The sequence below is a fragment of the Nonomuraea sp. NPDC003214 genome, from assembly GCF_053590035.1.
The window spans coordinates 518,054-530,900 of the sequence record NZ_JBSFSX010000007.1 but is presented as its reverse complement, the minus strand read 5'-3'; the positions used below and the strand labels follow the sequence as shown (position 1 = coordinate 530,900).

9 protein-coding genes are annotated in these 12,847 nt (G+C 74.7%); 4 read left to right on the top strand and 5 right to left on the bottom strand.

From position 1 onward, the window contains the following. Positions 1–7: 7 nt before the first annotated feature. Positions 8–295: an Lrp/AsnC family transcriptional regulator gene (locus ACWDXC_RS24485; protein ID WP_219511155.1), complete on the bottom strand. Its 288-nt coding sequence runs from the start codon at positions 293–295 to the stop codon at positions 8–10. Between the two features lie 17 nt (positions 296–312). Next, on the bottom strand, positions 313–2,001 hold the full coding sequence (locus tag ACWDXC_RS24480) for a DEDD exonuclease domain-containing protein (RefSeq protein ID WP_449985688.1): 1,689 nt from the start codon (positions 1,999–2,001) through the stop codon (positions 313–315). 85 nt (positions 2,002–2,086) lie between these two features. On the opposite strand from ACWDXC_RS24480, the gene ACWDXC_RS24475 reads away from it, so the two are divergent. From ACWDXC_RS24475 to ACWDXC_RS24465, 3 genes are all read left to right on the top strand, one after another. Beyond that, positions 2,087–3,589 (top strand): serine/threonine-protein kinase, encoded by a 1,503-nt coding sequence (locus ACWDXC_RS24475; RefSeq protein ID WP_449985686.1) that lies wholly within the window; start codon positions 2,087–2,089, stop codon positions 3,587–3,589. Further along, positions 3,579–5,036, top strand: a complete 1,458-nt coding sequence (locus ACWDXC_RS24470) for a protein kinase domain-containing protein (protein WP_449985683.1) — start codon at positions 3,579–3,581, stop codon at positions 5,034–5,036. The genes ACWDXC_RS24475 and ACWDXC_RS24470 overlap by 11 nt, the downstream gene beginning before the upstream one ends. A 75-nt stretch (positions 5,037–5,111) precedes the next feature. Beyond that, on the top strand, positions 5,112–6,659 hold the full coding sequence (locus ACWDXC_RS24465) for a hypothetical protein (RefSeq protein WP_449985680.1): 1,548 nt from the start codon (positions 5,112–5,114) through the stop codon (positions 6,657–6,659). A 3-nt stretch (positions 6,660–6,662) separates the two neighbouring features. Here the strand turns inward: ACWDXC_RS24465 and ACWDXC_RS24460 are convergent, their stop codons facing one another. Genes ACWDXC_RS24460 through ACWDXC_RS24450 form a run of 3 tightly spaced genes read right to left on the bottom strand, consistent with a single transcriptional unit; the run spans position 6,663 to position 11,163 of the window. Beyond that, positions 6,663–9,659, bottom strand: a complete 2,997-nt coding sequence (locus ACWDXC_RS24460; RefSeq protein ID WP_449985677.1) for an FtsX-like permease family protein — start codon at positions 9,657–9,659, stop codon at positions 6,663–6,665. Next, positions 9,656–10,468, bottom strand: a complete 813-nt coding sequence (locus tag ACWDXC_RS24455; RefSeq protein ID WP_449985675.1) for an ABC transporter ATP-binding protein — start codon at positions 10,466–10,468, stop codon at positions 9,656–9,658. The genes ACWDXC_RS24460 and ACWDXC_RS24455 overlap by 4 nt, the downstream gene beginning before the upstream one ends. Continuing rightward, on the bottom strand, positions 10,465–11,163 hold the full coding sequence (locus ACWDXC_RS24450; RefSeq protein ID WP_449985672.1) for an ATP-binding cassette domain-containing protein: 699 nt from the start codon (positions 11,161–11,163) through the stop codon (positions 10,465–10,467). Before ACWDXC_RS24450 ends, ACWDXC_RS24455 begins: the two co-directional genes overlap by 4 nt. A gap of 252 nt (positions 11,164–11,415) precedes the next feature. Here ACWDXC_RS24450 and ACWDXC_RS24445 point away from each other — a divergent pair, with 252 nt between their 5' ends. Beyond that, the gene (locus ACWDXC_RS24445) at positions 11,416–12,813 is read left to right on the top strand and encodes an ATP-binding protein (RefSeq protein ID WP_449985669.1); all 1,398 of its coding nucleotides are present in this window, start codon (positions 11,416–11,418) and stop codon (positions 12,811–12,813) included. Positions 12,814–12,847: the final 34 nt, after the last annotated feature.

Sequence of the window (12,847 nt, the reverse complement as noted above, 5' to 3'; positions counted from 1 at the left end):
GGACGGGTCAGTCGGCCTCGTGCAGGCCGATGGAGAACGCCGCGTCGAGGTCGTGCTTGGAGTAGGCGCGGAAGGCGATGTGGGTCTCCGTCTGGAGCACGCCGGGGACCTTGTTGAGCCGGCCCGGGACGACCTCGGCGATCTGCTCGTAGGCCGCCACGCGGACCATCGCCAGCAGGTCGTAGTCGCCGGTGATGGAGTAGACCTCGCTGACGCCGTCGATCTCGGCGATCTGCGCCGCAACCTCCGGAATCCGGTCGACCTCGGCGTTGATGTGAACGATAGCCGTGACCATGTGCCAACTGTATCGAATCACAGGCCGCGATAGGCCAGGTCGATGCGGGCCTTGTGGCGGGCGGCGCCGTGGGCGGGCAGGCTCCACTGGCCGTCGACCTCCACCAGCCGCACGCCGGGCGACTCCAGCCAGCGCAGGATGCACTCGGTCTCCTCGGCGCTGGCCGCGTGGACGGGCCCGGGGCCGGGGATGACCGCCTCGGCGGTGGCGGTGAGCGAGGCCACGAACGGCTTGGGGTGGGCGCCGCGCGGCATGACGGCGGCGGCGGCGAGCCGCCCGTAGCGCACGACGTGCATCTCCCAGCCGCCGTCGAACGCCGGGCTGGCGGCCACCAGGTGGGGGATGCTGGTGATCGAGGTGAGCCGCTGCATGCGGGCGGCGGCGCGGACGAACGCGGCCAGCCGGTCGCGGTCGACGGAGGCCTCCTCGTAGCGCTGCTCGACCGACAGGCGCTCCATCCGGGCCGAGACGGCGGAGAAGACCGGCGAGGCGTCGAGCGTCATGGCCCGGCGCGCGGTCTCGACGTGGACGGCGTAGTCGGCCTGCGACTGCTTGCCCTCGCACGGCGCGCCGCAGCGGCCCATCTCGTGCAGCACGCAGGCCGAGCGCCGGGTGCGCAGGCTGATCGGCTGGGTGCACTGGCGCAGCGGCACCGCCTCGTGCAGCGCGATGCGGGCCTCGTCGGCGAGCCGGGTGCTGGAGAACGGGCCGAGGTAGGAGGCGCCGTCGTCCTTCAGGTCGCGCACGATCGACAGGCGCGGGAACGGCTCGCCGGTGAGCTTGAGCCAGACGACCTTCTCCGGGAAGCGGGAGCGGCGGTTGTAGCGCGGTTTGGCGCCGCCGATCAGGCGCAGCTCCCTGACCTCGGCCTCCAGCGCGGTGGCGCAGACGATGTGGCGGACCCGCTCGGCGATGCCGATCATCTCGCGGATGCGCGGCCTGGTCTCGCCGGCGGTGAAGTAGGAGCGCACGCGGTTGCGCAGGTTGGTGGACTTGCCGATGTAGAGGACCTCGCCGCGCTCGTCCTCGAACATGTAGACGCCGGGGGCGTGCGGCACCGACTCGGCCAGGTGGCGCTTGCGCTGCTGCTCGGGCGTGGGGGCGCGGACGAACGACTTGAGCTCTTCGAGGGTGTGGACCTGGAAGGAGCCGGCCCGCTCGATGAGGCCGTGGAGCACGTCGACGGTGGCCCTGGCGTCCTGGAGGGCGCGGTGGCACGGCTCGGTGGCGCTGCGGAAGAACCGGGCCAGCGTGGACAGCTTGGCGTTGGGCGTCTCGTCGCGGGTCAGCACCCGGCGGGCCAGGTCGACGGTGTCGACCACCGGGTTGACCGGCGGGGGATAGCCGTGGGCGGCGCAGGCGGCCTTGACGAAGCGGGTGTCGAAGCTCGCGTTGTGGGCGACCAGCGTGGCGCCCTTGATGAACTCCAGGAAGCTCGGCAGCACCGACTCGATGCGCGGCGCGGCCACCACCATGGCGTCGGTGATGCCGGTCAGCACGGAGATGAACGGCGGGATCGGCCCGCCGGGGTCGACCAGGGTGGAGAACTCGCCGAGCACCTCGCCCGCCCGGACCTTGACCGCCCCGATCTCGGTGATCATGTGCTCGGCCGGCGAGCCGCCGGTGGTCTCGAGGTCGAACACCACGAACGTGACGTCGCTCAGCGGGGTGCCGAGCTCGTCGAGAGTGCCTTGTACCGGGTCCACGAACCAAGACCATAGAGACGGGCACCGACAGATACGGATCCGAACGAATAACTATTGCGCTTGATCCTTAGTTAGTCTTCCCTCTATGTCCGGGGCAAGACTCGCCAACCGCTACTCCCTGCTGCGGCCGCTCGGCAGCGGCGGCATGGGCCGGGTGTGGCTGGCCAGGGACGAGATGCTCGACCGCGAGGTGGCGGTCAAGGAGCTGACGCTGCCCGAGGGGCTGTCCCCCGGCGAGCGCGCCGAGCTGGTCACCCGGGCGGTGCGCGAGGCGCAGGCCACCGCGCAGCTGCGCCATCCGGGCATCGTGGCGCTGCACGACGTCGTCGTCGAGCACGAGCGGCCGTGGCTGGTGATGGAGCTGCTGCGCGGCCGCACGCTGGGCGAGGCGGTGCAGGCGCACGGCCCCATGCCGACGGAGTACGTGGCCAGGATCGGCGCCGACATGCTCGACGCGCTGTCGGCCGCGCACGCCCGCGGGCTGCAGCACCGCGACGTCAAGCCGGGCAACGTGTTCCTCACCGACAGCGGCCGGGTGGTGCTCACCGACTTCGGCATCGCGCGGCAGGAGGGCCAGGCGACGCTCACCGAGCAGGGCCTGATGATCGGCTCGCCCGGGTTCATCGCGCCCGAGCGGCTGGAGGGCGAGCCCGGCGGCCCGGCCAGCGACGTGTGGTCGCTCGGCGCGACGCTGTTCCTCGCGGCCACCGGCAGGGCCGCCTACGACGGCACCACCGCCGACCGGATCAGGGCGACGCTGACCCAGCCGGTCCCGGTCGCGCCGCAGCCGCTCGGCCCGCTGCTGGCCGCGATGATGGCGCGCCACCCGGCGGCCCGGCCGGTGGCGCCGCTGATGGCCCAGGCGCTGCGCCGGGTCGCCGCGGGCGAGCCCGCCGCGCTGCCGCCGCAGCACGACGCCACCGTGCCCGGCCACGTCAGGAAGCGGAGCAGGGCCGTGCTGTGGATCGCGTCGGCGGCGGCGCTGGCGATCGCGGCGGCCACCACCATCGTCTTCCTGGTCCTGAAAAATCAGGACAACGGGGTGCCGGCCGCCTTCACCGTGCCGATGGACCTGTGCACGCTGCTCCCCCCGGAGGACGTCGGCCTGCTGATGCGCACCCAGCAGATCCCCAAGGGCGTGCCCGCCTCCGACGAGTACGGCCCCGAGTGCAACTGGACCAAGCCCGGCATCGGCGTCTCGGTGCAGCTCCAGAAGGACTCCGACACCCGCGACCCGTGGAGCATGACCCCCGTCACGGCCCGCAGCCTCTTCGCCAACCAGCAGCGCTACTGGGCCAAGCACGGGAGCTTCGGCTGGGTGTGGAAGGAGATCGGCGTCACCAAGCCGCAGGACGTCACCCGCACCTCCGTCAGGTCGTTCGGCGGCCTGGGCCAGGAGGCGTTCGCGTTCGAGCTGCTGGGGGAGACCGGCCGGATGCACTCGGCCATCGTCTACTTCCGCCTGGCCAACCTCGTGGTCGCCGCCGAGTTCACCAGGGTCGACGACCGCACCACCGACGACCAGATCAAGGAGTCCGCCCTGAGGGCGGCCAGGACGGCCGAGCGGGAGCTTCGCGGTGCGGGGTGACGGCTACGTGCTGGCGGGCCGCTACCGGCTCGTCGAGCGGCTCGGGGAGGGCGGCGCGGGCACGGTGTGGCGGGCCCGCGACGAGATGCTCAACCGGGAGGTCGCGGTCAAGCAGGTCCGCGTCCCGGCCGAGCTGTCGCCGCGCGAGCGCGCCGAGTTCGCCGACCGGGCCATCCACGAGGCCAGGTCCGCCGGGCGGCTGCGCGACCCGGCCATCGTGCTGGTCCACGACGTGGTGCTCACGGGTGAGCAGCCGTGGATCATCCTCGACCTGGTCAGCGGCCGGTCGCTCGACCGGGTGATCAAGGAGGACGGGCCGCTCCCGCCCGAGGCCGTGGCCCGCATCGGCCTGCGCGTGCTGTCGGCGCTGACCGTCGCCCACTCCCACGGCATCGTGCACCAGGACGTCAAACCGGCCAACATCCTGCTCGACGCCGACGGCTCCGCCATGCTCACCGACTTCGGCATCGCCGTCCCGCTCGGCGGGCGCGGCGACCGCTACGGCAGCGCCGGCTCGCCCGGCTACATGGCGCCCGAGCGGCTCAACGAGCAGCCCTCCGGCCCCGCCTCCGACCTGTGGTCGCTCGGCGCCAGCCTCTACACCGCCGTGGAGGGGCGGGCGCCGTTCGAGCGGGCGATGCCCGCCGCCGTCGCCGCCGCGGTGCTGCTGCACGACCCGCCGCCGCCGGTCCGGGCCGGGCGCGAGCTCGGCGGGCTGCTGCTGGCCATGCTCGCCAAGGACCCCGCCGTCCGGCCCGGCGCGGCGCAGGTCCGCGACGGGCTCCAGCGGCTGCTCGGCACGAGTACCAGCCCCGGCGCCGTCCCGCCGCGCGCCCGTCGCCGCCGCTGGTGGCCGGCCGTGGCCGCGCTCGCCGCCGTCGCCGTGCTGGGCGCCGGAGGCTGGTACGGCGTGCGCGCGCTCACCCAGGAGGACACCGGCCGGTTCGCCGCCGCGCCCGCCGCCTGCGGCCTGCTCACCGGCGCCCAGGTGACCGAGGTGATGAAGAGCGAGGTGCGGGGGCAGCAGACCAGACCCGGCGAGTGCGAGTGGCGCCTGAGCAGGGGACCGCGCGAGATCTCCTCGCTCACCGTCAGGGTGTGGGCCGAGCGGCCCGCCGGCGGCCGGGGCGCGCCCGAGGTGGCCGTCCAGCGCTTCGCCATCGAGCGCGCCAGCCGCGCCGGAGCCGCGGGACAGGCGTTCAGCAACCACGTCGGCAAGGTCCGCGACGTGCGGGGCCTGGGGGAGGCCGCGTTCGTCCAGAACTCCTTCCGCTTCTACAGCAACTCCGATCAGCTCGGCACCGGCACCAGCACCGTGCTGCTGCGCACCAGCAACGTGCTCGCCGAGGTGGTCTGGCAGCGCAGGGACATGCCGAAGGACGATCCGGCCGACGAGGAGCCCGCCCGCGCCGCCGCCGCGATGGTCTCGGCCGCGTTGCGGTCCTGAACTGGTGCAAGCATCCTGCAACCGGGCTGACTAGCATGTTTCACCGCACGTCATGGCAAACCCCAGGAGTCCCTCGTGAATCCCGGTAGCGAGCACCAGCCGCCGACCCACCCGCACCCGGTGCCCGGAGGGCAGTTCGAGCCGCCGACCCAGCCGCCGACTCTGCCGCCGATGCCGCCTCCCGTGCCGCTGCCCCCACGGCCGCCGCGGCGCCGCCCGTGGATCCTGCCGGTCGTCGCCGCCACGCTCGTGGTGCTCGTCGGCGCGAGCGCGGGCGCCTACCTGCTGTACGGCCAGCTCACCCGGGGCCAGGGCATCGCCGGGCCGCCCGCCACGGGCCAGCCGTCCACGGCCGGGCTGACCAAGCCCGCCGCCGTGACCGGCCCCGACGTGTGCGCCATGCTGCCCAAGGAGGAGGCCGAGCGCCTCGTGCCCGGCGCGACCGTGTCCAAGGACTCCCGCGACAGCGAATACACGGTCAACTTCTCCTGCAACTGGAACAACCAGCGCATCTCCCACGGCGAGTGGTGGCGCAGCCGCGAGGTCGACGTCAAGGTCCAGCAGCACCGCGGCGACGGCGCCAAGACCGGCCGCGCCATGGCGCAGAACTCCTACGAGGTCGACTACGGCGGCGCCAAGTACGCCGAGACCGCCAAGCCCACGCCGAAGAAGGGCGAGAAGGACTACACCTCCCCGGTCACCGACATCCAGGGCGCCGGCGACGCCGCCTTCGCCCAGTACACCTGGCGCCGCTCCGGCAGCCTGATGTGGTACTCCTACGGCAAGGCGTACGCGCGCGTCCATGACATGACGATCGAGGTCCGCTACCAGGCGAGCCAGCAGCGCAAGGACGCGCAGATCCTCAGCAACGAGACCACCCAGTCCGTCACCGAGTCGAACGCGATCCGCGAGGTCAGCGGCCTGATCAAGCACTTCGCCAAGGGCGTGGCCGACTGGAAGGCGCAGCACCCGGACGTCCTGGCGCAGCCGTACAAGGCGGCGACCGCCTCGCCCAGCGCCGCCGCCACGCCCTCGCCGACGCCGCTGGTCGTCTTCCCGCCCGTCTGCGAGACGGTGACGCCGACGGCCGCCAAGCTCGTGCCCGGCCACACGCCCCGGGCGCGCGGCCTGGAGGTGGGCGACGACACGCAGACCGAGTGCCGCTGGCTCAACCTGGACGTGCCCGCCGGCGACAAGGTGACCAAGATCCGCAGCGTGCTCATCACCGTGCACTCCTTCACCAACCGGGCCGGCGTGGCCGACGAGACCGCCGCCCGGGCGTTCTACACGGGCCAGCTCGGCGGCGACAAGAACCTGGCGCAGTCGTCGCTCGGCGGCATCTCGTGGGGCAAGGTGCGCGACGTGCCCGGCCTGGGCGAGGAGGCGTACAGCGTCTATGTCGGGACCCGTAAGGGCGAGGTGTTCGCGGGCAGCGGCACCGTGACCGTGCGGCGGGGCGCCGTCGTGGTGGAGATCGACTACGCGGGCGCGCAGCGGCCCAAGGGCGAGCCCGCGGCCTCCGGCAACGTCGTGCTGATCCCCGAGAAGGAAGGGCTCGACGGCGCGCTGACCATGGCCAAGGCGTTCATGCAGGCGCTGTCGCAGCAGCCGGTCGGCAGCTGACCCTCACGCGGGGGTGTCGCGCAGGCGTTCCACGCGGATGCCGCGCAGCAGCGCCTCCGACACGGCGACCGCGCACAGCAGGGCGGCCAGCAGGCCGGCGCCCGTGAGCAGCGCCACGGGCGCCGCCGCCACGTCGTGCGCGAGCGGCGGCGTCACCAGCGGCTCGGCGAACTGCGGGATCCGGCCCAGCGCGGCCCCGGCCGCGAGCAGTCCGGCGACCAACCCGGCCAGCGTGCCGGCCGCCGCCGTGATGAGCTGCTCCAGCAGCAGCGCCACGCGCAGCGCCGCCACCTTCGCGCCGGACGCCTCCAGCGCGGCCAGCTCGTAGCCGCGCCGTCTGGCCGCCGTGTGCAGCGCCAGCACGGTGCGGCCGAGCGCGAGCGAGGCGGCGGCCAGCGCGGAGATCAGCAGCAGGACGAGGGCCAGCCCCGGACCCTGCCGGACGAAGGCGGCGGCCACCTCGCTCTCGTAGTGGGTGGAGACCACGGTGAGCCCCTGCTCGCGCAGCGCCCGCTCCAGCGCCGGGACGCCCGCCGCGCGGGTCCACACCTGGTAGACGGCCTGCTCGTGCACCCCGTACGCGATCCGGTCGGCCTGTTCCAGGTCCATCACGACGCCGGGCCCGGTCAGGCCGGGCGCGGCCGAGGCCGTCGCGACCGCCCGCACGCCCGTGGCGAAGGCGTGGTCCAGGCCCGGCACCAGCTTGGCGCCCACGCCGACGACGACGGCGGCCGGCCGGGGATCGTAGGTGGCGGGCCGGAGCGTCTGGTTGTTCTGGAGCGAGACGACGAAGCCGCCGTCGTCACGGTCCGGGTCGCCGTCGACACGCCAGCGCGGGGTGGGGACGCGCTGCCAGCGGCCCTCGTCCCGGAGCTCCAGCCGCGTCACGACGACCTCCATCCGCGGGATCGTCGCCTGCTCGTCCAGCGGGGTGAACTCGGCGTGCACCCGGCGCAGCTCGCACGGCGCGTCACGGCAGGACAGCGGCAGGTTCCACGCGTACGAGCCGCCGCCGGCCGGGCGCAGGACGCCGAGCGGGATGGCGGCGGGCTTGAGCCGGTCCGGGATGCGGAACGTGGCGAACAGCCGCACCTGCCAGCCCTCGGGCGGCACGTCATGGCGGGCCGTGAGCCGGAACCGGTCGCCGCTCACCATCACCCTGGGCGTCCCGGGGCCGGGCAGCGCCGCCGTCGCCTCGGCCAGCCGCACCCCTCCGGCCAGCTCCGGGTCCCAGGTCGCGACGCGGGCCAGCCGTTCCGGGTCCGTGGCGATCAGCTGGGGCGGGCCCGGAACCTTGATCACCGGGGCGGCCGTGCCGCCCGGGTCGGCGGCTTCCACCGCGTCGGCGAACGCGCGCGGCCCGACCGGCTGGACCGTGATCGCCGCCGGGGCGCCGTTGTGGAAGGCGGCGGCCCGCCGGTAGTCGGCGGACGTGGCCGTCCACGCCGACACCGCGAACGTCGCCAGCCCGAACGCCGTGCCGAGCACGATCACGCTCCCCGTGGTGACCGGCCCCCGCGCCACCTGCCGCAACGCCAGGAACGGGCCGAGGCCGCCCCGCCGCCGGGTGAGGCCGAACAGCCGCCGCGCCAGCACCGGCAGCCCGCGCGCGGCCAGCAGCGCCACGCCCAGCGCCATCAGGCCGGGCACGGCCAGCGCGCTGGAGGACTGCCCCGTCGTGTCGCTGATCACCCCGCCCGCCAGCAGCTCGACCAGGCCGAGCGCCGTCACGACCAGCACGACCGCGTCCGGCACCCAGCCGCGGGCGCTGCGGCGCGGCGTGCGCCGCCACTCCTCGGTGACCGGGCGCGTCGCCACCCGCCAGGCCGACACGACCGCCGCCATCAGGCCGCCCGCCGTCGCAGCCAGCCCCGCGTACGCCGCCTGCGCCGGGAACACAGCGGGGATGCCCGGCGGCAGCAGCGCCTCCACCATCGCCCGCGCGGCCAGCAGCCCCGCCGCCAGCCCGAGCGGCACGGCCAGCGCGAGCAGCAGCAGCGGCTCGGCCAGCGCGAACCGCCACACCCGCGCCCGGCCGTGACCGCGCAGCCGGGCCAGCGCGATCTCCGCGCCGCGCGCCCGTACCAGATCGCCCACGGTCTGGAACAGCAGCAGCCAGGCCAGCCCCACGAGCTGCGCCGACACCAGCAGCGTGGGCACGCCGAGCGTCTCCGAGCTCGTCGTCATCGCCCGAAGCGTGACGGGCATCCGTGAGTAGACGATGTCGTCGGTCTCGCGGCCCGCCGTGTCGGCCGCCGCCTGCAGGGCCGTCAGCGCGCCCAGGTCGGAGCCGAGGACGCGCCCCGCGTCGACGGTGACGATGGCGTAGTCGGTCCACCCGCCACGCTGCGCCGGGTCCGCCGTCAGCGCGGCGCCCGCGACGGCCGTCTCCTCGCGCGTCTGCGGCACCGTGAACAGCGGGTCGATCCGCGACGAACCGCTCTCGCCCCCGGGCGTGGTCAGCGTGCGGCCGAACCAGAACGGGTCGCCCGCCGACTCGTGCCCGTAGACGCCGACGACCTTCAGCGGCGCGGGCCGCAGCTCCGTGGTGCCGGGCTCGCGCCTGACCAGCGCCGCCAGCCGCACCTCGGAGCCGACCGCCATCCCCGACGCCCGGCTCGCCATCACCTCGCCCGCCGCCCGGGGGCAGCGGCCCTCGACCGGCCGCAGGCGCTCGCACTGGCCGTCCTGCCACACCAGGGTGTACGAGAGCTCCCTCGACAGGTCGGCGTCGCCGCTGGCGATCTCCATCCCGTACACCGGGGCGGCCGTGAACGACGCCGTCAGCGCGGCGGCCTTCGCCTTGATGCCGCCGGTCCTGGTCGTGTAACGCCAGCCGCGCCCGTCCACCGGCGCCGCCAGCAGCGCGTCACGGACCACCGTGGTGGCGGCCGCCGCCGTGTAGATCGGGCCCACCGCCGCGCAGGCGATCGGCACGACGGCGATGAGCAGCACGACCAGCGAGAGCGTACGGCGTTCCCACAGGCCGCGCAGGATCACGAGCCGGCCCTCCTGAGCACGATGCCGTCGTCCAGCGGCTCGATGTGGGCCATCGAGCCGGGCGGGAGCAGATGGTGGAACTCCGGCGGCACCTGCACCGCGCCCTCCCGGCCGACCACCACCAGGTCCTCGCCGCGCCTGCCCTCCGAGCCGACCCGGCCGTCGCGGATCGTCACCGTACGGCTCAGCGCCTCGCTGACCGCCACGTCGTGCGTCACCACCACCGCCGTCGTGCCGTCGACCTGCGCCGCGTGCTTGATCAGCTCGATCACCCGCGCCCCCGAGGCGGCGTCGAGCTGGCTCGTGGGCTCGTCGGCCAGCAGGAGCGCGGGCGCGTTCGCCAGCGCCACCGCCAGGGCCAGCCGCTGCTGCTCGCCGCCCGACATCCGGTTCGCCGGCCGGTTGCCCGCGTCGTCCAGGCCGACCCGGCGCAGCAGCTCACGCACCCTGCCGCGATCCCGCCTGACCGCCCGCTGGGCGAACGCCACGTTCTGCGCGGCCGGCAGGTAGCCGATCAGGTTGCGGGCCGGGTTCTGCAGCACGGTGCCGATCCGCCGGGCGCGCAGCCGGTCCAGGCGGCGCTGGTCGAGCCGGCCCACCTCCACGCCGTCCAGCCACAGCCGCCCGGCGCTCGGCCGCAACAGCCCCGCCAGCAGCCACAGCAGCGTCGACTTGCCCGCCCCGGACGGGCCCAGCAGCGCCACCGTCTCGCCCGCGTCGATCACCAGGTCCACGTCGCGCAGCGCGACCACCTCGACGTCGCGGGCCCGGTAGATCTGCACGACCCCGTCGCAGCGCACCATGCTCATGGGCCGCCCACCGCCTGCCGGGCCCGGGGCGCGCGGAGCTCGACCACCCGGTCGCACCGCTCGGCCACCTCGGGGTCGTGGGTCGCGATCAGCAGCGCGACGCCGTCACCGGCCGCCGCCAGCAGCTCCTCCAGCACGACCTCCCGGTGCCCGGCGTCCTGCTCGGCCGTCGGCTCGTCGGCCAGCAGCGCCACCGGGCGCAACGCCAGCGCCCTGGCCACCGCCACCCGCTGCTGCTGGCCGCCGGACAGCTCCTCCACCAGGTGATCGGCGAACCTCTCCACCCGCAGCCGCTCCAGCGCCTCCGCCGCCAGCCGCATCGCCTCACGTGGCGACCGACCGGCCGCGCGCAACGCCACCTCGACGTTCTCGGCCGCCGTGAGCAGGCTCAGCACGCCGTACGACTGGAAGACGAGCGCCAGCCCGGCCCGCAGCCCCGGCTGCTCGTCCAGCGGCACGCCGCCCACCAGCACCCGGCCCGCCACCGGCGGCGCCAGCCCGGCGAGCGTCGTGAGGAGGGTCGTCTTGCCCGACCCGGACGGGCCCATGAGCGCGACCCGCTCGCCCTCGCCCAGGTCGAGCGACAGATCCTCGATGACCGTGCGGCCGCCCGCACGGCAGGTGAGAGCGCGGCACGAGATCACCGGTCCGGGCGCCACGCGGAGATCCTCCGCCAGCCGGGGGGCGTACGTCAACAGTTAAAGATCCTGCAACTCCCCTGCAAGCGTGACAAATACGGTTATGTCAGCAAGCAGTACGTGAGCCGCGCGAGCACGCCTGCCCAGCACAGGGGCCTGGGCAGGACCGACGGGGATTCGCGCGGCTCACGACCGGGGCGGCTCGCTGCTTCGCCGCCCGGTGACGCGGTGGGGCCGACCCAGGTCAGGGGGAAGCATCGACTTTGGTCGCTACCGCCCGCCCGCGGCCACCGCATAACCTCGGGAAACGTGAACGGACCCGAGCACGCCCCCGAATACCGGTGGGCCCTGCCGTCCGTGCTGCTCGGCGACGGCGGCGCGGGCCGGCCCGTGCGCCGCTCGACGCGCGACTGGATCGTCGACCTCACGCTCTTCCTCGGCGCCTGCGGCCTCACCCTGATGACCCTCGTCGAGATCCGCGACGCGCCCGAGCCCGTCCAGGCCGTCGAGCAGGCGCTGGGCGTGCTGTCCTGCCTCGCCGTCTGGCTGCGCCGCCGATGGCCGGTCGCGCTCGCGCTGGTCACCACGATCCTGTCCTCCTCGCTGCTGCTCATCGGCGGGGCGGCCGTGGTCGCCCTCTTCACCGTCGCCGTCCACCGGCCGTTCAAGATCTCCGGGCCGGTCGCGCTGCTCGGCGTCATCACCCTGGCGCCCAACGCGATGATCTGGCCCGACGCCGAGCTGGGCTGGCTCGGCACGTTCGTCTTCGGGCTGGCGATCCTGCTGACCGTGTTCGCCTGGGGCATCGTCATCCGGGCCAGGCGGCAGCTCGTCTGGTCCCTCCGGCAGCGCGCCGACGGGGCCGCCGAGGAGGCCAGACGGCTGGAGCGCGAGCGGATCGCCCGCGAGATGCACGACGTGCTCGCGCACCGCCTGTCGATGCTCAGCCTGCACGCCGGCGCGCTCGAGTTCCGTCCCGGCGCGCCGGAGGCCGAGGTCGCCCGCGCCGCCGGCGCCATCCGCCAGGGCGCCCACCAGGCGCTCCAGGACCTGCGCGAGGTCATCGGGGTGCTGCGCCACTCCGGCGCGCCCGCCGACGACCCCGTCCCCGACCGCCCCCAGCCCACCCTCGACGACCTGCCCGCCCTGGTGGCCGAATGCCGCCGCGCCGGCCTCGACGTCCGCCTCGACCTGCACGTGAACCCGCCCGCCGACGTGTCCGCAGAAGCGCCCTCCGACGTACGCGCCGCCGCGCCTGCCGTTGTGTCCACGGACGCGCCCGTTGCCGTGCCCGCCATCGTGCCTGCCGGCGCGCCCCCTGCACGGAACGCCGGACCGGCCGCCGAAGGGCCCGCGCCGTACGGAGGGCAGCGGTTGCCCGAGGCGTTGGGGCGCAACGTCTACCGGATCGTGCAGGAGGCGCTCACCAACGCGCGCAAGCATGCAGGCGGGGCACCGGCCACCGTGACGGTGACGGGTGCGCCGGGGCGTGGGCTGTCGGCCGAGGTACGCAACGCGCTGGGGTCCAGGCACAACGCGCTCGGGTCCCGGCATGCCGCCCGCATCCCGGGGGCCGGTGCCGGGCTCATCGGGCTGGCCGAGCGGGCTGAGCTCGCAGGCGGCCGGTTGGAGCACGGGCCGACGCCGGACGGCGAGTTCGTGGTGCGCGCCTGGCTGCCGTGGCCTTGCCCGGAGGAGAGCGCATGACGGACCCGATCCCGGGCCGGGTCCCCGGGCCGAC